This is a genomic window from Bacillus siamensis (genome assembly GCF_051628075.1).
Lineage (GTDB): Bacteria > Bacillota > Bacilli > Bacillales > Bacillaceae > Bacillus > Bacillus siamensis.
Genome location: NZ_CP155579.1, coordinates 3,432,939 through 3,456,216 on the forward strand (window position 1 = coordinate 3,432,939; position 23,278 = coordinate 3,456,216).

22 protein-coding genes are annotated in these 23,278 nt (G+C 47.5%); 12 read left to right on the forward strand and 10 right to left on the reverse strand.

Annotated elements, in window-relative coordinates; genetic code table 11:
* Positions 1-5: 5 nt before the first annotated feature.
* Positions 6-1,112, forward strand: a complete 1,107-nt coding sequence (locus tag ABDB98_RS17000; protein WP_060964121.1) for a GerAB/ArcD/ProY family transporter — start codon at positions 6-8, stop codon at positions 1,110-1,112.
* Positions 1,109-2,239, forward strand: coding sequence for a Ger(x)C family spore germination protein (locus ABDB98_RS17005; protein ID WP_438420767.1), 1,131 nt, complete (start codon positions 1,109-1,111; stop codon positions 2,237-2,239). The genes ABDB98_RS17000 and ABDB98_RS17005 overlap by 4 nt, the downstream gene beginning before the upstream one ends.
* A 3-nt stretch (positions 2,240-2,242) precedes the next feature.
* On the opposite strand, the gene ABDB98_RS17010 is transcribed toward ABDB98_RS17005, so the two are convergent.
* Both ABDB98_RS17010 and ABDB98_RS17015 read right to left on the reverse strand, forming a co-directional pair.
* Complete coding sequence (locus ABDB98_RS17010; RefSeq protein ID WP_438420768.1) at positions 2,243-3,628, reverse strand: glycosyltransferase; 1,386 nt, start codon at positions 3,626-3,628, stop codon at positions 2,243-2,245.
* A gap of 116 nt (positions 3,629-3,744) precedes the next feature.
* A complete protein-coding gene (locus ABDB98_RS17015; protein ID WP_438420769.1) occupies positions 3,745-5,121 on the reverse strand; it encodes a sugar porter family MFS transporter in 1,377 nt (458 codons plus the stop codon).
* Between the two features lie 305 nt (positions 5,122-5,426).
* Between ABDB98_RS17015 and ABDB98_RS17020 the strand changes: the two genes are divergently transcribed.
* The 3 genes from ABDB98_RS17020 (at position 5,427) to ABDB98_RS17030 (ending at position 8,267) form a co-directional block, all read left to right on the forward strand.
* Positions 5,427-6,413, forward strand: a complete 987-nt coding sequence (locus ABDB98_RS17020; protein WP_045926551.1) for an LCP family protein — start codon at positions 5,427-5,429, stop codon at positions 6,411-6,413.
* 155 nt (positions 6,414-6,568) lie between these two features.
* On the forward strand, positions 6,569-7,426 hold the full coding sequence (locus ABDB98_RS17025) for a Cof-type HAD-IIB family hydrolase (protein WP_016937736.1): 858 nt from the start codon (positions 6,569-6,571) through the stop codon (positions 7,424-7,426).
* Positions 7,427-7,541: 115 nt separating this feature from the next.
* The gene (locus tag ABDB98_RS17030; RefSeq protein ID WP_438420770.1) at positions 7,542-8,267 is read left to right on the forward strand and encodes a sunset domain-containing protein; all 726 of its coding nucleotides are present in this window, start codon (positions 7,542-7,544) and stop codon (positions 8,265-8,267) included.
* Positions 8,268-8,305: 38 nt separating this feature from the next.
* On the opposite strand, the gene ABDB98_RS17035 is transcribed toward ABDB98_RS17030, so the two are convergent.
* The 5 genes from ABDB98_RS17035 to pgsB form a co-directional block, all read right to left on the reverse strand.
* Positions 8,306-9,541: a C40 family peptidase gene (locus ABDB98_RS17035; RefSeq protein ID WP_438420771.1), complete on the reverse strand. Its 1,236-nt coding sequence runs from the start codon at positions 9,539-9,541 to the stop codon at positions 8,306-8,308.
* A 147-nt stretch (positions 9,542-9,688) separates the two neighbouring features.
* A complete protein-coding gene (locus tag ABDB98_RS17040; protein WP_003151344.1) occupies positions 9,689-9,850 on the reverse strand; it encodes a hypothetical protein in 162 nt (53 codons plus the stop codon).
* Entirely contained in the window at positions 9,837-11,006 is a 1,170-nt protein-coding gene (locus tag ABDB98_RS17045; RefSeq protein WP_060964114.1) for a CapA family protein, read from the reverse strand. Before ABDB98_RS17045 ends, ABDB98_RS17040 begins: the two co-directional genes overlap by 14 nt.
* A gap of 18 nt (positions 11,007-11,024) precedes the next feature.
* A complete protein-coding gene (gene pgsC, locus ABDB98_RS17050; protein WP_003151340.1) occupies positions 11,025-11,474 on the reverse strand; it encodes a poly-gamma-glutamate biosynthesis protein PgsC in 450 nt (149 codons plus the stop codon).
* Between the two features lie 14 nt (positions 11,475-11,488).
* Positions 11,489-12,670: a poly-gamma-glutamate synthase PgsB gene (gene pgsB, locus ABDB98_RS17055; protein ID WP_016937732.1), complete on the reverse strand. Its 1,182-nt coding sequence runs from the start codon at positions 12,668-12,670 to the stop codon at positions 11,489-11,491.
* Between the two features lie 996 nt (positions 12,671-13,666).
* Here pgsB and ABDB98_RS17060 point away from each other — a divergent pair.
* Genes ABDB98_RS17060 through ABDB98_RS17090 form a run of 7 tightly spaced genes read left to right on the forward strand, consistent with a single transcriptional unit; the run spans position 13,667 to position 19,919 of the window.
* Entirely contained in the window at positions 13,667-14,653 is a 987-nt protein-coding gene (locus tag ABDB98_RS17060; RefSeq protein ID WP_438420772.1) for a LacI family DNA-binding transcriptional regulator, read from the forward strand.
* Complete coding sequence (gene rbsK / locus ABDB98_RS17065; protein ID WP_438420773.1) at positions 14,650-15,531, forward strand: ribokinase; 882 nt, start codon at positions 14,650-14,652, stop codon at positions 15,529-15,531. Before ABDB98_RS17060 ends, rbsK begins: the two co-directional genes overlap by 4 nt.
* Positions 15,528-15,923 carry a D-ribose pyranase gene (gene rbsD, locus ABDB98_RS17070; RefSeq protein ID WP_438420774.1) on the forward strand — a complete coding sequence of 132 codons (396 nt, stop codon included), beginning with the start codon at positions 15,528-15,530 and terminating at the stop codon, positions 15,921-15,923. Before rbsK ends, rbsD begins: the two co-directional genes overlap by 4 nt.
* Positions 15,924-15,939: 16 nt before the next feature.
* The gene (locus tag ABDB98_RS17075; RefSeq protein ID WP_438420775.1) at positions 15,940-17,433 is read left to right on the forward strand and encodes a sugar ABC transporter ATP-binding protein; all 1,494 of its coding nucleotides are present in this window, start codon (positions 15,940-15,942) and stop codon (positions 17,431-17,433) included.
* On the forward strand, positions 17,423-18,394 hold the full coding sequence (rbsC, locus tag ABDB98_RS17080; RefSeq protein WP_438420776.1) for a ribose ABC transporter permease RbsC: 972 nt from the start codon (positions 17,423-17,425) through the stop codon (positions 18,392-18,394). Before ABDB98_RS17075 ends, rbsC begins: the two co-directional genes overlap by 11 nt.
* Before the next feature lie 13 nt (positions 18,395-18,407).
* Positions 18,408-19,325: a ribose ABC transporter substrate-binding protein RbsB gene (gene rbsB / locus ABDB98_RS17085; protein WP_438420777.1), complete on the forward strand. Its 918-nt coding sequence runs from the start codon at positions 18,408-18,410 to the stop codon at positions 19,323-19,325.
* Positions 19,326-19,385: 60 nt separating this feature from the next.
* Positions 19,386-19,919, forward strand: a complete 534-nt coding sequence (locus ABDB98_RS17090; protein WP_438420778.1) for an SH3 domain-containing protein — start codon at positions 19,386-19,388, stop codon at positions 19,917-19,919.
* A 137-nt stretch (positions 19,920-20,056) separates the two neighbouring features.
* Here ABDB98_RS17090 and ABDB98_RS17095 read toward each other — a convergent pair whose 3' ends face one another.
* From ABDB98_RS17095 to alsS, 3 genes are all read right to left on the reverse strand, one after another.
* The gene (locus ABDB98_RS17095) at positions 20,057-20,581 is read right to left on the reverse strand and encodes an NAD(P)H-dependent oxidoreductase (protein WP_047475826.1); all 525 of its coding nucleotides are present in this window, start codon (positions 20,579-20,581) and stop codon (positions 20,057-20,059) included.
* Positions 20,582-20,682: 101 nt separating this feature from the next.
* Entirely contained in the window at positions 20,683-21,450 is a 768-nt protein-coding gene (gene budA, locus ABDB98_RS17100; protein ID WP_016937721.1) for an acetolactate decarboxylase, read from the reverse strand.
* 58 nt (positions 21,451-21,508) lie between these two features.
* A complete protein-coding gene (gene alsS / locus ABDB98_RS17105) occupies positions 21,509-23,221 on the reverse strand; it encodes an acetolactate synthase AlsS (RefSeq protein ID WP_060964103.1) in 1,713 nt (570 codons plus the stop codon).
* Between the last annotated feature and the right edge of the window lie 57 nt (positions 23,222-23,278).

Below are 23,278 nucleotides of genomic sequence, written 5' to 3' on the forward strand. Positions count from 1 at the left end.
TCCCCATGATAAAACCGGAAGACAAGCTGTCTTTTATGCAGACCCTTCTCATGGTAAGCGGAACAATGATCGGAGCGGGCGTGTTAACATTGCCGCGCTCGGCCGCAACAGCGGACAGTCCGAGCGGATGGATCATTATTCTGTTGCAGAGTGTCGTGTTTATCGGCATCGTCCTGCTCTTTATGCCGTTTTTGCAGAAGAACAGCGGGGAAACCATCTATGAGCTGAATCAAAGCATCATGGGCCGCGCCATCGGTTCTCTTTTAAATTTATTCATCAGCTGTTATTTTGTCGTCACCGTCTGTTTTCAAGCCCGGTTTCTCGGTGAAGTCATCAATTACTTTTTATTGAAAAATACGCCGATGGGTGTCGTCATATTCATTTTTCTGGCGGTCGGCATTTACCATGTGACCGGCGGGGTCTATCCCATTTCAAAGCTCTATGCTTATCTCTTTCCGGTTTCGATCGTCATTCTGCTTACACTGCTCATATTCAGCCTGAGACTGTTTAAGCTGGATTTCGTCCGCCCGGTCTTTGATGGGGGCTACAAAAGCTTTTTTGAGCTGTTTCCGCGAACCCTTCTGTATTTTTCAGGGCTTGAAGTGATTCTTTTTCTGGTGCCGTTTATGAAAAACCCGAAGCAGGCGAAAAAGGCGGCTGTCTTCGGCATCGCAGGCGCGAGCTTATTTTACAGCTTTACGCTGCTTATCGTGATCGGCTGTATGTCGGTTGCTGAAGCCAAAACGGTGACGTATCCGACAATTTCCCTGATTCACGCTTTGGAAATCCGCGGTATTTTCATCGAAAGGTTTGATATCTTTCTTTTAATTACGTGGACATGCCAGCAGTTCACCTGTATGCTCGGTTCTTTTAAAGGAGCGCATCTCGGATTCAACACCATTTTCAGGCTGAAAAATAAAAACAATGGCTGGCTGCTCGGGGGATTATTGGCGGTGACATTCGGCCTTTCAATGTACCCCGATGATATCAACAGTGTGTTTGCATTCGCTAATATTCTCGGATATGCGTTTTTTGCCGTCATTATGATTCCTTTTCTCATTTGGTTTGTCAGCTGGATGAAGAAAATAGCGGGGAGGAAACAGACGTCATGACACATTTCATAAAATGGGCGGCGGCGCTTTTCATACTGATCATGCTTTCAGGATGCTGGGACGCGAAGGAAGTCGAAAAACTATCGTTCGCCCGGGGAGTGGCCATAGACGAGACGAGTGACCGCCGATATAAACTTACCTATCAAAACCTGCTGCCCCAAAGTGAAAACAGCCAGGCTTCCGGCCGGCCCGTGTTTGTCAATGTGACGACGCGGGGGGATACCATTCTTGAAGCCGTCAGTGAAGTCTCCTTAAAAGATCCGCCCGTTTACAGCGATCATTTAAAAGTGCTGATATTCAGCGACAAATTGCTGGCCGACCAAAATATACTGCAGATGATGAATCATTTTATCCGTGATGATGAATTAAGGCGGAGCAGCTATCTTTTCGCGGCAAGAGGAAAAGCGTCCGATATTCTGACGGAGCCGACGCCGAATCAGCAGCAGCCCATGGCCGCGGAAAAGCTCATCGACCTCACAAACAACGGCAGCTACAACGGAAAAATTTTAAGGCCGCTCAGAATCGGGAGAGCTTCGATTTACTGCCATAATAAACTCAGCTTTCTCATGCAGGCCGTCAGCAATCAAAAAGGGAAAACGGTGTATGACGGAGCGGCCATCATCAAAAACAAAAAACAAAACAGACTGGCGGGATTCCTGTCATCATACGAAGTACAGAGCCTGAATTGGCTGACGGGAACGATACAGGGCGGCGTGCTGCCCGCTATGGATAAAGGAGGGCACCCGATTACCTTCGAGATCAAAAAATCAACATCCTCCATCACCCCCCGGCTGAAAAACGGGAAGCTGTCATTTCATGCAGCGGTTAAAACAAAAGGCATCTTGTCGGAGGATCAATATGCCGGCGAGGATTCATTCAATCAGCATTATTTAAACGGGCTCGAAAAGATTTTCGAAAAAAAACTGAAAAGCGATATAAAAGAAGTCATTGATAAGCTTCAGAATCAATATGAAACGGACCCTGTATTCTTTTCTGACAGAGTCCGCATTCAATATCCCGACTATTGGAAGAAAGTGAAGAATCATTGGGATGAGACCTTTTCCAAAGCGGCATTTGACTATGATGTTTCCATTCAGATTGTCAACTTCGGAACGATGGGACGGTAGCCTTCAGCGTGTTTTTTCGACATGCAGGAGGATTTGGTAAATCCGGCTTTGTTCGGGCAGCTGTGTTACCGGAAATTGCATCGCCTGCGCCATTCGTGTGATTTCTTGTAAAAACAGCTGCACCCGCTCATCAACATGAACATACGTATAGGACTGCTTTTTCACGTCAAATGTCTCTTCCGGAAAGAGCGTGCGGACCGTCTGCGGCGTAAAAAACCGCAAGTGGGTGCGGTCGAGAATGCCGGCGTCCTTGTATGTCCAGTCACCGAGCAGAAGCGGAAACAGCGCTTCGGCATGAGAAATATTCGGAATGCTGCAAACGATTGATCCGGCAGGCGCCAAATAGGCTGAGTACGTTTCAATGACACGCCAAGGGTCTTTTAAGTGCTCAAGGATGTCTGCAAAAATGATGCAATCAAAAAAACCTTTCGGATACGGGAGCTTCACTTCTTCGACATCTTCCTGCAGAACCGCTTTATAGTGTCCTTTTGCCGCTTGCGCCGCCAGCGGATGCAGTTCTATTCCGTACAGTTCACAGTGCTGTCTGTTTTGAAGTTCCAGTCCCGTAGCACCCGCGCCGCAGCCAACATCAAGTACCCTTTTCGCTTCCCGGGGAACAAGCTCCGCAATTTCCGGTCTCGGGTGGGTAAAGTACGTAAAATCAGTGCCCCATTTTTCCGTAAAACGCTGGCGGTTCTCCACATATAATTGATTGATATTGATATCCTGATTAGCCGTAAACGTCGCGTGCCCGTGATGATGCACAAAGGCATCGAGGGCGATGTGCAGGCTGTAGCCTTTTTGCAGGGCGCGCAGACATAGGTCATCATCTTCAAAAGAACCGTATCCGAATTGTTCATCGAACGGGCCGATGTCTTCAATGACGCTTTTTTTCACCAGAAGGCAGAATCCGACAAGGCGGAGCACCCGCTTCGTTTGATGCTTTTCCCGGGCGCAATAAGCCTCCGCGAATGACTCCAGTTCATCAAGCGATTGATACGCGTCATGGATCATCTGCGCGCCGCTGACATAGTTGCTGACGGGACCGACCATGCCGTTTTTTTCAGATTGATACAGCACTCTCAGCATGGCGGTGAGCCAATTTTTCGTGACCATCGTATCGTTGTTCAAAAACAGCAGATTGTCCCCCGCCGCCGCTTTGATTCCTTGGTTGCAGCCCTTGGCGAATCCGAGGTTTTTCTCATTTAGGATGACTTTGACGTCAGGAAGATTTGATATGTACTCTCTCGTTCCGTCTGATGAACCGTTATCAACGATGATCAGCTCTATCTCTTCTTTGTCGGTGTATTGATCAATGCTGGCCAGACATTTTTTGGTCAGCTCCAGCTCATTATATGTAAGGATAATAATGCTCGTTTTCACCGGCATCCCCGCCTTTATCGTGACTTTATACTAACGTATGACATATTCCTGTCATTTATGTGACCGGGCGCGGGGCGCAGTTTTAAGGGGCCGGTGTATAACCGCCCCCTCTCACACTGGAATTAAGGATGAACTGTCTGCCGATTGGATTCTGATTCCGAGTCTCCGTTACGGCTTCGCAGATCCTGTTCGATTTCTTCAAGGCTTTTCCCTTTCGTCTCAGTCACTTTAAACCAAACGAACAGGAATGCCATTATCCCGATCGCGGCATAAATGATAAATAAATAGCTGATGCCGACGGCCTCCATTAATATCGGGTAGGTTAATGAAACAAGCAATGTTCCGGCATGCAGCATCAAAGTCGAGACACCCGTGCCGATACCGCGGACATGGAGCGGGAATAATTCCGGCAGCATAACCCACACGACAGGCCCCCAGCTGATCGCAAACACGATGATAAACAGGCCTAAACAAATGACCGTCGTCCATGATGCAGCTGCTGAATGTTCAAAGAAGAGATTGACCGCGGCCAATACGAGAAGACTGATGACCATGCCCGCATTTCCGGCCAAAAGCAGCGGCTTCCGACCGATCTTATCAATGACTTTGATAGCCGCAAGCGTCATGATGACATTGACGGCGCCGATTCCGACGGTTCCCAGGATAGACGCGGAATTGCCGAACCCGACACTGGTAAATGTTTTCGGGGCGTAATAAATAATGGTATTTGTCCCGATGAATTGCTGTAAAAAGGCTAGCCCGAGACCGGCAATCAGCGCGGGCCTCACCCACGGCTCAAACAATTCTTTCAAACCGCCTTCGTTTTCCTTTTCCGCTTCTTTCATCTGGTCAATCTCGCCATCAATATTCTTCGTTCCCCGCAATGACGAAAGAATTTCTCTTGCTTTATCTTCTTTGCCGATTGTAAACAGCCAGCGCGGGCTTTCCGGCATGAATAATATTCCGATCAGCAGAATGACTGACGGCACGACCGCAAGACCAAGCATCCAGCGCCAAGCGCCTGCATCGGCAAATATATAATTCGCGATATACGAAACGAGGATTCCGACTGTAATCATCAGCTGGTTCAGTGAAGAAAGCGCCCCCCGTTTATGCTTCGGAGCCAGCTCCGATAAATAGAGCGGAACGATCGTTGTAGATGTTCCGACAGCCAGTCCGAGAATGATCCGGAATAGAACCATCACCTGTGTATTCGGGGCAAAAGCGACCCCTAACCCGCCAATACAAAACAGCAGCGCCGCTCCCATGATGGCTTTCCGCCTGCCGAACCGGTCGGTCAGCTTACCGGCGAATCCCGAACCGAGAATCGCCCCCGCCAATAACGAACTGACGACGAGGCCTTCCGTAAAGGCGTTCAGCCCCAGCTCTTTTTTCATAAATAAAATAGCCCCGGAAATGACTCCGGTATCATATCCGTATAAAGCGCCGCCGAGAGCGCCGAAAAAATAGAGCCATTTATTCGAGTGTATGCTTTTCATGTGATATAGACTCCCTTTCATCCAACGCTTTATCCGCGCGGAGTTGTTCTACTGCTTCTTTTGCCTGATTCCGATCGTTTCAAACCTTCCGCACGGTTAACATCCATTATTTTACTGATTATTTTTTACAACCCGACGAAACATTTTCCGGTTCCTGCCGTCCAATATAATGTGAACCTGATGTAAAAATAACAGTAGATGTTGTCGAAATAGAGAGAAAGATTTGGAATTTTCTCATTTACAGAGTTGCTCCAAGCCAACAATTATGGTACGCTTCACAAAGAATAGAAACGAGAGGTAATGATATGGAAGAACGATCTCAACGCAGAAAAAAGAAAAAACGCCTCAGAAAATGGGTGAAATTCGTACTGGTTTTTGCCGCTTTCTTATTGGTGATCGCCGGTTCCGTCGGCGCCTACGCATTTGTGAAACTGAACAATGCGACCAAGGAAGCGCACGTCAGTCTTGACCGCGGCGACCAGTCCGTGAAACGGATTAAAGAATTTGATCCGAAGAAGGATTCTTTCACCGTATTGCTTTTAGGAATTGACGCCCGTGACAATAAGGGCGAATCAGTGGATGACGCAAGAAGTGACGCCAACGTGCTCGTCACCTTCAACCGGAAAAAGAAAACAGCGACGATGCTCAGCATTCCGCGGGATTCCTATGTCAACATCCCGGGACACGGCTATGACAAATTCGCGCACGCACATGCTTACGGCGGTTATAATTTAACTTATAAAACAGTAGAAAACATGCTTGATATTCCGGTAGATTATGTGGTTGAGAGCAACTTCGACGCGTTCCGCGATGTCGTCAATGAATTGAACGGCGTGACGGTAAATGTAAAAAGCCAGAAAATTGCCGATCGTATTAAAGTCGATACAAAAGGAAAAGTCGTGCTGAAGCCGGGCGTCCAGACGCTTGACGGTGAGCAGGCACTGGCTTATGTAAGAACACGTAAAGCGGACACCGATCTGATGCGCGGACAAAGACAGATGGAAGTGCTGAGCGCCATTATTAAAAAGTCTAAATCGTTAAGCTCGATCCCTTCTTATGACGATATCGTCGACAGCTTAGGGAAAAACTTAAAAATGAACTTATCTCTGAATGACGCCATCGGCCTGTTCCCGTTTATCACATCGCTGAAATCAGTGAATTCTTTACAGCTGACGGGTTCTGACAGCTATATTTACACTCCTCAATACGGCAAAAATATTTATTATTTCAAACTGAATGAGGAGAACCTTCAAGAAGTGAAAACGAAATTAAAAAAGGATTTAAACGAGTAAGATGTCACGGCGGGGTTTCAGAATCCCCGCCGTTTTTCTGTTGAAAAATAGGGCATGAAGGTATAGCCTTTTAATTGACGGCTTTCTGCTGATTTCGCAAAAAGCTGAACATACTACAGGAAGCAGCTTTATTTTTAAGGAGGGCATCCATACATATGAAATTGATAGCCATTGACTTAGACGGCACATTACTGAACTCGGACAGTGTGATTTCTCCGGAAAACAGAGCGGCTTTACAAAGAGCGGATGAAGCGGGCGTTCTTGTGGCCATCTGCACGGGCAGAGCCACTTTTGATGTAAAATCACTCCTGGAAGATTTGGATATTCCGATCATTGCGGCAAACGGCGGGACGGTTCACGACAAAGGATACCGGCTCGTCAGCCGGCTCTTAATGGATCAGCAGGCCGGTAAGGATATCGCCGCTTATTTAACGGGAAAAGACATTTACTTCGAGGTTTATACAGATCATCACCTGCTGTCCCCGTTTGACGGCGAGTCCAAATTGCAGGCAGAACTGGACATTCTGAAAAGCGCCAACCCGAAGGAAGATATTCAGACATTATGGGAGGGCGCAAAGACGCAGTTCAAACAATTCGGCATCAAACCCGTGCAGGATATACAGGCGATTTTTAACGGAGACGAACATATTTACAAGCTTCTTTGTTTCTCTTTTGATATGGAAAAACTGAAAAATGCCAAAGAAGAAATTACACACCATCCGAAATTATCCCAGACTTCTTCCGGAAAACACATCATTGAAATCCTCCCTGCCGGTTCCGGTAAAGGACGGGCCCTGACGGAGCTTGCCTCACTGTACGGAATTGAAAAACAGGATATTTACGCCATCGGCGACAGCCCGAATGATTTCTCCATGTTTGAAGCAGCCGGAAACCGCATTGCCATGGGCAACGCGATTGATGAACTGAAGGAAAAAAGCACGTATATTACAAAAAGCAACGATGAAAACGGCGTTGCCCATTTCATCAACCGGCTTCTCGACAACGAACAATAAAAAATCCGTCCGTCAAAAGCCAGGTCTTTCACGACCTGGCTTTTTCATGTTTTTCAAAAAAGGAATTTCCAAAATTGAAAATAAATTGTAAAATAAAGAAAAAAGGAGCGTTATTATGTCGAATGCAATCGCTATTATTGGATTTTTGGCTTTTTTCTTCGCACTTGGATACGGAATATTCCATCTCATATGCAAAGCGGCAAAAAAAGAAAAACGTTTTTCAAAAAAGCTGTTTTGGCCCCTTCTTGTCGGCGGGCTGATCTTGCTCCTGACAGGCGCCTCCCTCACAGAGCCGGACGCCGCGGCTGCAAAGGCAGAGGAGAAATACAGCACCCTTGATACTGCCTATCAAAAATTGACGAAGGACCACCAGGCGCTTGAGAAAAAATATGAAAGCATCAGTGCCGCGGCTGAAAAAGAGAAATCCGAAGCCGAAGCAGGCAATGAGAAAAAATTCAGCGAACTCAGCCAAGAAATAAACGAGCTGAAAAAAACAAACAAATCACTCAAACAAGACAACGAGAAATTAAAAAATTCACAAAAGAAACTCGAAAAGACCGCCGAAACGCTTCAATCAGAAAATAAAACATTAAAGCGGCAAAAAGAAGAAACAAAAACATCCGAGCACACGGAAACGGCGCAAAATACCGCCCCTTCCTCCGGCGGACATGCCGGGACGAAAGCAGCCGACACCTCACAGGGATGCGACATTAAAGGCAGCCGAAACGGCATTTATCACACGCCGGGAAGTACATACTACGATCGGACGACAGATCCAGTGGAAATGTTCTGTTCTGTCGAAGAAGCGGAAGCGGCCGGATTCAGAGCCCCGAAACGGTAAAAGAAAAAGACGTCAGAGACACTCTCTGACGTCTTTTTTTATGGGAGCCGGATGCTGCCCGCATATTTGTCCTTCCAATAAGCGCTTGTGTTCATATTTGTTATGGTTACGCCTGCGGACACAGTGACATGAATCACTTGTCCGTTCCCGATGTAAATGGCCGGATTCAGGCTTTCCGCTTTAAAGAAGACTAGATCGCCGGGCTTCAGATCCTGTTTATCGACCGGAGCGCCCGCCTGCATCTGCTTGCCCGCGTACCGCGGCAGGCTGATTCCTTTCGCTTTTTGATAGACGTATTGAACAAATCCGGCGGTATCAAAGCCGGTTTCCGGTGAAACGCCGCCTTTCAGATAAGAAATTCCGATATGATCAGCCGCTGTTGACACAACGGGATTATCTTTAGAAATAGTCAGGTTGCTGAATCGGCGCACTCCTGTAAAATGCTTTTTCCAATAATCTTCCGCCAAATAAGAAATGGTGACTTTTTCGGAGCGGCTTGCTTGGATGAATCTTCCTTCTCCCGCATAAATGCCCGCATGGGAAATTCCTTTTTTATACGTGTCGCTGAAATAAATCACGTCCCCGGGCTTTATGTCGCTCAATTTGATTTTCTCACCGACCAGCCACTGCTGCTCCGCAGATCTCGGCAGGTAAATGTGAAGCTTGTTTTCGAAAACATATTGGACAAGCCCTGAACAGTCGAAACCCGCTTCAGGCGTGCTTCCGCCGAATACATACGGAATGTCGAGATAACGGGCGGCCTCCTGAACGATCGGATTATCAGCCAGCTCCGGATCTTTTTTAATCCGTCTCGCGCCAAGATATAAATTCATCCAATAACTGCTTTTTTGAAAGCGCGTGATCGTCACGCCTTCTGACGGAGAACTGTGTATCATCTCTCCGTTTCCGATATAAAGACCGTCTTGGACGGGCGTGTTTTTTGTTGAATCCGACTTTTTGAAAAAAACAATATCTCCCGGTAAAAGGTCATTGTCTTTGACGGCAGCTCCGACTTTCCATTGATCACTGACCGTTCTCGGTAGATGGATGTTCTGTCTGCTGAAAAGATAATGGATCAATCCGGACGGATCAAAACCGTCCTCAGGCTCTTCGCCTCCGTAAACATATTTATTTCCGACAAGTTTTTGTGCATCTGAAACAATCAGGACAGAAACTTGAGAATCCGCTTCAGCAATCTCCGTTCTCGTTACTGCAGGTGCCACAAGACAAATCATAAGGCCGGCAAGGATGTACTTCCTCCAGCTTGTGAGCATGTTTTTTGTTCACTCTCCTTATTTTTAGTAGTTTTTACATCGGTAACTTTTAACAAATGTTTAGAGAGCATAAAAAAAGAATGCCCGATATGGGCATTCTTTACTGGATTCGGTGCAAACAATATGCCGGCAAGCGGAATCATGCGCTTATTTTGCGCCCGCTGTGTCCTCCTGCTGAATTTTTTGCATTTCCGTGTCAATTTTTTGTTTTTCCTGATCTGTGAGCTGATCATTGTATTTAAAAGCTGACATAAACATAAATACCATAATGATCGCGGCAAACGGCCATCCGGCTTTAATGATTTTCATTTGTTTTTCCCTCCGCTTTCTTTTTTAAGATATTGCTGTGGTCCACATCAAACGTTAACTTTCCGTCCTTGACGCTCCACTTGAAATTCGATTCTTTCGTCAGTTCGCGTATGATTGTTTTATGATTGATGCTGCCTTTTTTAACCGGCGCAGGCGTCGCTTCATGAATGTTCATCGGCGTGACTTCAAAGCGTCCCGTGCCGTTTTTCTGCAAATGATATTGTACAAGCGCCGTGTCTCTCGTTCTTGTCCATCCCTGGTCAAATACGAAGTTGCCCAGGCTGTAGAAAATAACGGTGCCGTGGTACATTTCGATCGGTTCAAGCACATGCGGATGGTGTCCGACGATGATATCCGCTCCTGCATCCGACATTGCTCTTGCCAACTGGCGCTGTCTGTCATTCGGATCATTATCGTATTCCTGTCCCCAGTGTGTTTGAACAATGACAAGATCGGCTTTCTTTTTGGCTTTGGAAATCATCGGAATGAACAGCTCAGGATCGGCCGGAAGCACACCCGGCGCATTTCGTTTAGCTGCAAAGCCTTTTCCGGAAACATCGGTGAATCCCAGTGTTGCGATTTTGATTCCGTTTACATCTTGATATGAAATGTTCTGCTCGGCCTCTTTAAGCGTCAGGCCCGCACCGACAAGTTCAAGGTTCTGCTTTGAAAATTCTTCAACAGTATCCCGCATTCCTTGAGGGCCGTAATCCATCGCATGGTTGTTGGCTGCCGTCAGAACGGTGAAATTCGTGTCCTTTAATACTTTTACGGCATCTTTGTCTGATTGAAGGTGAATATTTTTGTCTGCTTCTTTGTAGTTCTTTTTATATGTAACCGGGTTTTCAAAGTTTCCCGACACATAGTCAGATGCTTCAAAAAATGGCTTTGCGTAGCGGAAGACGCTTTCCGTTCCGTTATGCTTTGTCACTTTCTCCACATTCCGGCCCATCATAATATCTCCGACGAACGAGGCTGATACAAGATCATCGGCATTTCTTTTCACACTCGGCGTCTCCGCCTTCCCTGTCAGGATGCAGATGAACATCAGGCAAAAGACGATCGGCAGTGCGATAAAAACGTGAAGATTGGTTTTCTTTTTCTGCTGTTTGGTCAGCTTCAGCAGTTTCTCTTGAAAGCTTAATTGTTTTTTCATCGTTTGACACACCTTACATTAGATTAAGTAGTAAGCAAACATAATGGCAAAAGTGGCGCCGCTTAAAAACAGCGTGCTGGCAAATGTAATCGTTAATCCCTGTTTCTGAATGGTGTTGGCGATCAGACCCGGTACAATGATACCGATTCCGCGGAATTCTGATATCTCAAACGGTACGATCGGGTAGAGAAAATCCAATGCGATTTTTAAGCAGATTCCCGTAATCAGCATGGCTGCGAATTTTCTGCGTCCGTATAAAATCATAAATCTTGATAAACCGTATTTGACAATCACGTATGTAAGAAGACTCACTAACAATACGAGTAAAATAAAGACCGGCTGGTTAAAAACGAGCCCTAAATAACCCGGTACGACTAACCCGGCAGGTACGATACCTGTTTTTTCCGCAAAAATTAAACTGATTAACACGCCTAAAATAAGTGAGATATATAAATCTGATCCGAACATTTATCCTTTTCCTCCTAGCTAACGAGCTGTTTCACCTTATACTCTTGGATTTTTTCAATTAATGGTTCCGCTGAACCGTGGATGTTGCCGACGCCATATATGACACGGTTTTGCATTCTTGTTTTCAGCACGTCCATGATTTCGTCTGTTGATTTATATTCGAGATCGTGCAGAGTATCGGCAGGAATCTTGCCTTCTTCATAAGCTTTGACGATCGGTTCTGTCGTCTCGCCGATGAGAATGAGTTCCTTCGTTTTAATGTACGGAAGCACGTCATTGGCAAACTGAATCGTTCTGTCCACGCGGTCGGCGCGGCAGTTCATGATGACGATCGGTTCATCTGTCGGATAGCCGATTTCCTTTACACGTTTCCATATATTCAAAGTAGAAGATGCATCATTTGCGGCAAAGCCATTTACGAAATGACCGGGCTCTTTTGTGCTGAGCAGCGGCAGAATTCTCATGGCGCCTGGGTCAGGCGGCGCATTCAGCATGCCTTTAAACGCCGTTTCTTCATCTATACCAAGAGCCTGGGCAACGCCGAGCGCAAGTGAAGCGTTATCAGGAAAGACCATATATTCGAATTTCCGCAGGTATTCATCAGTAATTTTAGAGTTATCCGCAATAATGACTTCAGTATTTCGCTCTGCGGCTTTTTCTTTAAAGAAATCTGTGTATTCACTGTCTGTAATCACAAGATGGCCGTTATAAGGAATCGTCGCGGTAAAAGCTTCAGCGATTTCATCAAGCGTCGGCCCCATAACGTCCATATGGTCTTCAAGCACATTCACGATGACGCCGATGTTGGCTTGAAGGAGTTCTTCCTGAAAGATAATCTGATAATCCGGGTTTACCGCCATACATTCACTGACAATGGCATTGGCGCCCCGTTCAACGGTTTCCTTCATTACTTCTTTTTGCTCGCCGATATTCGGGCCCTGCGGTTTCCGTTTGATCGGTTTTTCCTCAGGTGTATCCCAATAGATCATCCTTGCATCTGTTCCCGTCGTTTTTCCGACTGTTTTGTAGCCCGCCTCCATCAGTATTCCGGTCGTCAGCCTCGTTACGGTTGACTTTCCGCGGATACCATTAATATTGACGCGTACTGGCAGAGCATCGATATTCTTCTGATGCCGCCTTTTTTCAATGATTCCGATGATTAGTACGGCAGCACAGGCTATAATGAGTAACCACATTGATTTTTGACATCTCCTTCTGTATTGATAAATTCATTCATCAGTATATAGCTTCACTATGAATTCTCAATCGGCATTATGTAACATAATCTTCCCGCTTTCACTGAGCCAAACTTCTCTATTAGTGACGCTATTCTTCCTATTATCGAATTGCTTTTTTTGGGAATCGGCAGGACTTAGAACTTACTTCAATTTTTTTCAGAAAAAATGAATGCGTTTACATTTTCCCTCGTCTATTTATTTGGACTAATAGAACTATCCGCGTTCCGGAAGAAAAAGATGCAATCATAATCCATCTTTTCCGGCCTTTTATACCAGTGTTTTCCGCACTGCGCATACGTTTTCTGACTCTTTGTCCGCTGGATGCAGACTTCCTGTTTTGTTAAGAATAAGGTCTTAAAGTCATTCATTTTTCCCCCGCATCCTGCTTTCAGTCCCATTCCAAAATAACTACCGGGATGTCTTGTACATGACAGAAACAGACGGGTCCGGAGTGTTTACAAGAAATATACATTTTATATGCGGAAAGCCTATCTGCTTTTGTTCCGTTTACAGGCCATTTCTCACTCTTTTGAAATAATTTTAATAAATCTTTAAATTCGTTCAAGAAAAGTTCATCCATAATTGTAGAGTTTATGGAAAAACAGCAAGCAGCAGCAAGAAATTCCTCTAATTTATAAAATGCATAAAAAGGAATGGATACTGATCCCCGCCGGCATCTGAAAGTAAAAATTCGTTTAAAGCTGAATGCACGTGCCTTGGAATATCCGAAAGACAAGCTGAATTCCTATGCGGCTATCGGCAAAATGAACAAACAAGCCCTCAGCCAATCTGAACGTGCGGAGCAAGCATTTCAATTGGGCGTGAGATCTATCCTTCCATAGAGATTGTCCCTGATACCAAAGTTAACTCCGGCCTCTTTTTTTGTTGCCAAGCGAAAATATTCGTGATACTCTTTTTGTGTAAACGGTTACATAAATAGAGGAGGAGTGTTTGTTGGCAACGATTAAAGATGTCGCAGGCGCTGCCGGCGTCTCTGTTGCCACGGTCTCGCGTGTCCTCAATGACAACGGCTACGTGCATGAAGATACAAGAACGAAGGTCATGCTCGCCATGGAGAAACTGAATTATTATCCGAATGAAGTTGCCCGCTCTCTTTATAAAAGAGAATCCAGACTGGTGGGACTTTTGCTTCCGGATATTACGAATCCCTTTTTCCCGCAGCTTGCCCGCGGCGCTGAAGACGAATTGCAGCGGGAGGGGTACCGGCTGATGATCGGCAACAGCGATGAGGAATTGGAAAAAGAACTTGACTATCTGCAGACATTTAAACAAAATCAAGTTGCCGGAATTTTGGCGGCCACCAATTACCCCGATCTTCCCGAATACAGCGGGAGCCTTTACCCGGTCGTATTTCTGGACCGGGCAAAAGAAGGCGCTCCTTCCGTATTCAGTGACGGCCGGGCAGGCGGAAAACGGGCGGCTGAGGAAATGCTACGCGGCAAAAGCACAAGCATCACGCTCGTCCAAGGCCCCGGCCGCCTTCCGACCGCTCAGGAACGTTTTAACGGCGCACGTGACGTGCTGCAAAAAGCGGGCGCGCAGTTCAATGTCATCTCCGCCGCTTCATTTTCCATCAAGGATGCCGCCATTTTAGCGAAAGAATTGTTTGCCGCATTCCCGGAAACTGACGGCGTCATTGCCAGCAACGATATTGCGGCGGCGGCCGTCCTTCATGAGGCGCTGCGGCTCGGTAAAAAAGTTCCCGAGGAGATTCAGATCATCGGATACGACGATATTCCGCAGAGCAGTCTCTTGTTCCCGCCTCTTTCAACGATCCGCCAGCCTGCATATGAGATGGGAAAACAAGCGGCAAGCCTGCTGCTGCAATTAATAAAGAAAGAGCCGCCGAAAGAGACGTCCATTCAAATGCCAGTCACATACATGGAAAGACAAACGACGAGAAAGGATGAGTACAAGTGAGTGAAATTTGTGTTATCGGAAGCTGTTCTATGGATCTTGTCGTCACATCCGAACGGCGTCCGAAAGCGGGAGAAACCGTACTGGGCGCAGACTTTCAAACCGTGCCCGGGGGAAAAGGCGCAAATCAGGCCGTAGCCGCTTCCCGCCTGGGAGCTGACGTATATATGGTAGGGAAAGTAGGCAGTGACAGCTACGGAAAAGCGATTATTGAAAACCTGCAGGCAAACGGTGTCAATACGGACTATATGGAAACGGTTACACACCAAAAAAGCGGAACGGCTCATATTGTGCTCGCAGAAGGAGATAACAGCATCGTCGTCGTAAAAGGCGCAAACGATGACATCTCCCCCGCTGATGCCAAAAGCGCGCTCGCGAAACTTCCCGGCATTGATATCGTGCTGATCCAGCAGGAGATCCCCGAAGAAACCGTTGAAGAAGTGTGCAGCTACTGCCGCGAGCATCAAATTCCGGTGATCCTTAATCCGGCTCCGGCCCGTCCGCTGAAACAATCAACGATTGAGGATGCCGCTTATCTTACGCCGAACGAACATGAAGCATCCATTTTATTTCCTGGCCGGACGAAAGAAGAAGCGCTAGCCGGCTATCCCGGCAAACTGTTCATTACCGAAGGGAAACAAGGCGTGCGGTATTCTGACGGCACTGCAGAGAGACTCGTTCCCGCCTTTCCTGTGGAAGCAGTCGACACGACGGGAGCCGGTGATACTTTTAACGCGGCACTTGCCGTTGCACTTGCGGAAGGACAGGACATCGAACAAGCGCTTCTGTTTGCCAACCGCGCAGCCTCCCTATCCGTGCAGCATTTCGGCGCCCAGGGCGGTATGCCGGACAGAAAAGCAGTCGAGGAGTTGCTGTCATGAAGAAACACGGAATGTTAAACAGCCACATTGACAAAGTATTAGCCGATCTCGGGCATACAGACCTCATCGCGATCGCCGATGCGGGTCTCCCCGTCCCAGACGGTGTCCCTAAAATTGATTTGTCCTTAACGGCGGGCGTTCCCGCCTTTCGGGACGTGACCAGCCTGGTAGCCGGGGAGATGGCAGTCGAAAAGGTGATAGCCGCTTCCGAGATCAAAGACGCAAATCCTGAGAATGCAAGTTTCATAGAAAGCCATTTCTCAGCGCAGACGATCGAGTACATGTCCCACGAGGAATTCAAACGGCTCACACAGAAAGCAAAAGCCGTCATCCGAACGGGTGAAATGACACCATACGCCAACTGCATCCTGCAGGCGGGTGTGATTTTCTAGAAGGAAGGGATCGAGCATGCACATCAGCATGACAGACATTCATAAAGCATTCGGGAAAAATCAAGTGCTCTCCGGCGTCTCATTTGAGCTTCTGCCGGGAGAAATCCACGCTTTAATGGGAGAAAACGGAGCGGGCAAATCGACGTTAATGAACCTGCTCACCGGGCTGCACCGCCTCGATAAGGGAAACATTACGATAAACGGAACAAATATGAACTTCTCCAATCCAAAAGAAGCCGAAAAGCACGGAATCGCCTTTATCCATCAGGAGCTGAATATATGGCCGGACATGACGGTGCTTGAAAACCTCTTTATCGGCAAAGAGCTGACGACGGCATTCGGTGTTTTGGAAACGAAGAAAATGAAAGCGCTAGCAAAATCACAGCTTGAAAAACTGGGAGTCTCTCTGCCTCTTGACCGGGAAGCCGGACAATGTTCCGTTGGCCAGCAGCAGATGATTGAGATTGCTAAAGCGCTGATGACAAACGCCGAAGTCATCATTATGGACGAACCGACCGCGGCGCTGACCGAACGGGAAATCAGCAAGCTGTTTGACGTAATGACTGCGTTAAAGCAAGACGGCGTTTCAATCGTCTATATATCGCACCGAATGGAAGAGATATTTTCAATTTGCGACCGGATCACCATTATGCGGGACGGTCTCACTGTCGATACGGCGCATTTGAAAGATACTAATTTTGATGAAGTGGTCAAAAAAATGGTCGGCCGGGAGCTGACTGATCGGTATCCGACACGCACGCCGTCACTCGGCGATAAGGTGCTCGAAGTGAAAAACGCCTCAAAAAAAGGAAGCTTTTCACAGGTCAGTTTCCATGTGCGCGCCGGAGAAATCCTTGGTGTTTCCGGCTTAATGGGTGCCGGACGGACAGAAATCATGAGAGCGCTGTTTGGAATTGACCGGCTCGATTCCGGAGAGATCTGGATTTCCGGCCGAAAAATCGGCATTCGGGGTCCGGCTGATGCCATCCGCAAGGGACTCGGCCTGATTACAGAAAACCGGAAAGATGAAGGACTGCTTCTGGATACGTCCATTCGTGAAAACATCTCATTGCCGAGCCTGACCAGTTTCTCTCCGAAAGGCATCATTGACCGAAAACGCGAGGCGGAGTTCGTCGAGCTGCTGATCAAGCGGCTGACCATTAAGACCGCGTCTCCGGAAACCGCCGCGCGGCATCTATCCGGAGGAAATCAGCAGAAAGTCGTCATCGCCAAATGGATCGGAATCGGGCCAAAAGTTCTCATCCTCGATGAACCGACAAGGGGCGTCGACGTAGGCGCGAAAAGGGAGATCTATTCATTAATGAATGAGCTGACCGACCGCGGAGTCGCCATCATCATGGTTTCTTCCGAGCTGCCGGAAATTCTCGGCATGAGTGACAGAATTATCGTCGTCCATGAAGGACGCATCAATGGAGAAATCAATGCGGCCGGTGCAACGCAAGAACACATCATGACACTTGCCACGGGAGGGCAGCAGAATGAAAACTGAACCAATGACATCAACTGAACAACAGCGTTTTTCCATTCATACCTTTACGCAAAAACTCGGTCCGTTTCTCGGCTTACTGATTCTTGTGCTGATCGTTTCCGTTTTAAACCCGAGTTTTCTTGAGCCGCTCAATATTCTGAACCTTCTTCGGCAGGTTGCGATTAACGCGCTGATCGCTTTCGGAATGACGTTTGTCATTTTAACGGGAGGCATTGATCTCTCTGTCGGAGCCATCCTCGCCTTATCGAGCGCATTGGTCGCCGGTATGATGGTATCAGGCATCGACCCGATCTTAGCCGTCATCATCGGCTGCGTGATCGGCGCAGTACTCGGCATGATAAACGGTTTATTAATCACAAAAGGGAAAATGGCTCCGTTTATCGCCACTTTGGCGACAATGACGGTCTTTCGCGGACTGACGCTCGTCTATACAGACGGAAATCCGATTACGGGACTCGGTACAAATGACGCGTTTCAATTATTCGGGCGCGGTTATTTTCTCGGCATCCCCGTACCCGCCATTACCATGCTGATTGCATTCGCGGCCCTATGGGTTCTTCTGCACAAAACACCGTTCGGCCGCCGGACATACGCCATCGGCGGCAATGAGAAAGCGGCGCTGATTTCCGGTATCAAAGTGCCCCGCATCAAGATCATGATCTATTCTCTGACAGGTTTATTATCGGCGCTGGCCGGAGCGATTCTGACATCACGCTTAAATTCCGCACAGCCGACGGCCGGGGAATCATACGAGTTGGACGCCATCGCAGCGGTCGTACTCGGCGGAACGAGCCTGTCCGGCGGACGGGGACGCATCATCGGTACGCTGATCGGGGTTTTGATTATCGGAACGCTGAACAACGGCTTGAACCTTCTCGGCGTATCGTCTTTTTATCAGCTCGTCGTCAAAGGAATCGTCATTTTAATCGCGGTGCTGCTGGACCGCAAAAAATCGGCATAGTAGGAGGATCATTATGAAGAAGGCCATCATCGCGATTGCGGCATTATCACTGTTTTTACTGTCCGCCTGTTCACTTGAACCGCCCCAATGGGCAAAACCGTCAAACACCAAACATAAAAAAGAATTCACACTCGGACTTTCCGTCTCCACTTTGAACAACCCGTTCTTCGTTTCATTAAAAGACGGCGTGGTAAAAGAAGCCGAAAAACAGGGCATGAAGGTCATCATTGTCGATGCTCAAAACGATTCATCAAAACAGTCGAATGACGTAGAAGACCTGATCCAGCAGGGAGTCGATGCGCTGCTGATCAATCCGACCGATTCATCAGCGATTTCAACCGCCGTCGAATCTGCAAATTCCCTCGGCATTCCCGTCATTGCGCTTGATCGTTCAGCCGAACACGGCAAAGTCGAAACGCTTGTCGCTTCTGACAATGTCAAAGGAGGAGAAATGGCGGCCGGCTACCTCGCCGATCAGCTCGGAAAAGACGCCAAAGTCGCGGAATTGCAGGGAGTTCCGGGCGCATCCGCGACCCGGGAACGCGGTACGGGCTTTCATCATATCGCTGACAAAAAGCTGGATGTCGTAACGAAGCAAGCGGCGGATTTTGACCGTACAAAAGGATTGACCGTCATGGAAAACCTGCTTCAGGGCCATCCTGACATCAAAGCCGTGTTCGCCCATAATGATGAAATGGCGCTCGGTGCGCTCGAAGCGATCAACAGCTCGGGCAAACACATTCTGGTTGTCGGGTTTGACGGAAATAAGGATGCGATTTCCTCCATTAAAAACGGGAAGCTGACAGCCACGGTCGCCCAGCAGCCGGAGCTGATCGGAAAACTGGCGGCGGAAGCGGCGGAACAGGTGCTGAAAGGAGAAAAAATCAAAAAAACCATTTCCGCTCCATTGAAACTTCAAACACAAAAGTAACCGTCCGATGTTTAGACTTTCGGAAAAACGTGAAAAGAAGAAGTAAAAGGAGAGATAGAGATGAAGAAAACAGCCAAAGCGGCATCCATCCTGGCCCTTGCAGCGGGAATATCAGCGGCTTCAGCTGCCGGAATAACGCCTCTTCCTGAGACACACGCGCAAGAAGCAGTCAAGATTGACGATCTGTACAGCTATCCGCTTGACTCTTATCTCGTTTCCGCGGAAGCATTGAACGTCAGAACAAAAGCATCGGCTGTCAGCCCGAAAGCTGATGTTCTTCATTTAGGCGACAGCTTAAAAATCGTTTCATTCCAGAACGCAGACTGGGCAAAAGTCCATTATAAAAACGGAAAAACAGGATTTGTATCTACTCATTATATTGTTAAAGCAGCAACAACCGTAAAAACGACCGCAAAAACTAAAGTATTTACAGAAAACCGAGCAGTCAAAGCTTCTCTTGCTAAAAATACGAGCGTTTCTTTCTTAGGATGGAAAAAAACTGCCGGCGGCGGCATTGATTTCGGTTGGGCGCTTGTCGATTACGGCGGCGCAACTGGATACATCAGCACAAAAGATCTGCAAAAACTGACATAATTTCAAAAACGGATTTCGCACATTCACCGCGAAATCCGTTTTTTTCTTTCTGACAGTCAAAATTGTCGGGAATTCGAAATATTTCTCAGGAAATATTGTCACATAAAGACGAACGCATCATGCATCAGCGGATCATTTTAAAATGATTTCTTTATGTAATCCGCCAGACTTCTCGCATTGTCACGAATATTCGCCGCACCCGCCCCATTTACACCGTACAGTGCGAAAGCCGGCAAATAGGTCATACCCGTAAAATTAGCCATTGCCTGAAACGGCCTTAAAAGCTCGCTCAATGTAAAGTGGTTGGAACCGCCTGCCTGGTATGCATCCTCCCCGGCACCTACGGAAACAGCCAGCAGTAATTCTTTGCCATGCAGCGCCTTGCCTTTGGAGCCGTAAGCCCAGCCGTAAGACAGCACATGATCCATCCATGTTTTTAAAAGCGGAGGCGCACTGTACCAGTACAGCGGAAATTGAAATACGATCCGGTCATACTGTTCGCACAGCTGGCGTTCCTTTTCCGCATTGATTTTCCCGTCCGGATATTCTTTATAAAGCTCACGGACCGTAATGTCATCGTGATTTTTTAATTCTTCTGTCCACGCCTTATTGACCACTGAGTTTTCCATGTCAGGGTGAACCGCCAATACCAAAACTTTCACAGCTACCACACCTTTCCCTTTTGACTGTATTTTACCTAATCATTGCCGGTTCAGCCAAATAAAAAGAAAGCCCGGGAGAAAAACGGGCTTTCTTTTTTCATTTATTCAGGGCTTCCTTCGGTTGTTTCAATGTCCTTCGCGAAATTCGGATTATCTAAATTCGCGTTGAAAAAGTCCGCCGTATTCGGAAGCTTGAGATTCATGTTCATTTTTTGAGAAATGGTCACTTTGCAATCTTTAATGATATAGTCAAACACATGTCCGCCGGAATTGCGGCCTTCATCAATGAAGTGCAGGTGATACCCGGAAACAGCGATGCCGTTTGCGTAACCCGGCGTCCAGAAGCCGGCGATCGTTCCCTGAATGTCGTCAAAGTTGAACACAGGCTGTGTTTTCACCGCTTCGATCATCGGAACGTACGGTTTCTCCTGACGTTCTACCGTTCTCGTCTGCACCTTTTTAAATACACCGTCTAAACGGATCGCATAAAATAAGTTTTTACTAGGCAGAAGGCTGGCCATTTCCTGCTCGAATTCTTCACGGGTCATTTCGCCGTCGATCGTATGCGTCATATCCGGTGTGAAAAATGTGAATGAACAGAATGGTGACAGGTCTCCGCCTTTAACAGGCGTAGCCGTTCCATCGCCGCGCAGACGATAGAATTGTCCGTCAAATCCGATTAATTCGCCGTCCAGTTTGTTGAAAGTACCGATTCCGAAATCACCGAACTTCGGAATGTCAGCCATATCAAAATCTCCGTCATATACTCCGTCCAGCAGAGATGTCATTGTTGATACTTGATAGATCTGATCCTCAGGTGAGCCTTTTTCTCCGCGGCTCATCACTTGGATGTCGTTTGCATTTTTCATTCTCTTCACTCCTTTTAAATTAGGCTGTTTTAGAAAACAGGTCATGGTGCGCAGAGTGCTAGAGAGCTTTTGCTTTCATTCTTTCTTTGAATTGCTTCGGAAGCATGTCACTTGATAAATGAACGTTGTCACTGTAATCGACAGGAATGTCGATGATGACAGGTCCTTCTGTGTTCAAGCCTTTTTGCAGCACGTCTGCCAGCTGTTCCGGTGACTCGACACGCAAGCCGGTGGCGCCGAAGCTTTCTGCATATTTTACGATGTCAATGTTTCCGAAATCTACGCATGATGTACGGTTATATTTTTTCATTTGCTGGAATGCGACCATATCATATGTGCTGTCATTCCATACAAGGTGAACGATCGGCGCTTTTAAGCGGACTGCCGTTTCCAGTTCCATTGCGGAGAACAGGAATCCTCCGTCTCCTGAAACGGATACGACTTTTTCACCCGGATTCACCAATGTGGCGGCAATCGCCCAAGGAAGCGCTACGCCCAATGTCTGCATGCCGTTGCTGATCATCAGCTTCAACGGCTCATAAGCGCGGAAGTAGCGGGACATCCAGATCGCGTGAGAACCGATATCGCAAGTGACGGTTACGTCGTCATCAATTGCATTGCGCAGTTCTTGGACGATTTGCAGAGGATGCGCTCTGTCGGATTTATGATCGCTTGGCGCCTTCTCGCTGTCTGATAGCATTTGTTTTAATTCGCTCAGCACTTCTTGTTCACGGCTGCCCATTTCAAATGTCACAGCGTCGTGTTCAATTTGTTTAACCGTAGCGGCGATATCACCTAATAATTCTAATTCCGGCTGATACGCATGATCGATATCGGCCTGAATTTCGTCAAGATGGATAATAGCACGGTCGCCGTTTACGTTCCAGAACTTCGGATCGTATTCAATCGGATCATAACCGATCGTTAGTACGACATCCGCCTGTTCAAGCAGAAGATCGCCCGGCTGGTTGCGGAACAGTCCGATCCGGCCGAAATATTGGTCCTCAAGCTCTCTGGACAATGTGCCGGCCCCTTGGTACGTTTCTACGAAAGGCAGTTTTGTTTTGGCAAGCAGCTTGCGGATTTGTTTTACCGCCTCCGGTCTTCCGCCTTTCATGCCGACTAACAGAACGGGAAGTTTCGCCGTCTGGATTTTCGCGATAGCCGCGCTGACCGCTTCTTCCGGTGCAGGGCCTTGTTTCGGCGCCGGCACGCTGCGTACGTTTTTGACGTTTGTGACTTCATTCACAACATCCTGCGGAAAGCTCACAAAAGCCGCGCCTGCCTGACCTGCTGACGCTGCCCTGAAGGCGTTTGTTACCGCTTCTGGTATATTCCCTGTTTCCTGTACTTCTACACTGTATTTTGTGATCGGCTGAAATAGTGCCGCATTGTCTAATGATTGGTGTGTCCGTTTTAACCGGTCCGCGCGAATCACGTTTCCCGCCAGTGCCACTACCGGATCACCTTCTGTATTAGCCGTTAACAAGCCGGTCGCTAAGTTGGATGCCCCCGGGCCTGAAGTAACGAGACAAACGCCAGGTTTTCCTGTCAGTCTTCCGACAGCCGCTGCCATAAACGCAGCGTTCTGTTCGTGACGGCATAAAACCAGTTCAGGTCCTTTATCTTTTAACGCATCAAATACTGCATCAATTTTTGCACCCGGAATGCCAAAAACATGTGTGACACCTTGCTCCACTAAGCAATCAACAACAAGCTCCGCCCCGCGATTTTTTCCAGAGGTTTTCAGTTCATTTGTTGCTTTTGCCAACACCCTCACTCCTTATTATGCATATTAAATATAAAATTTTAAGTAATTTGTGATATT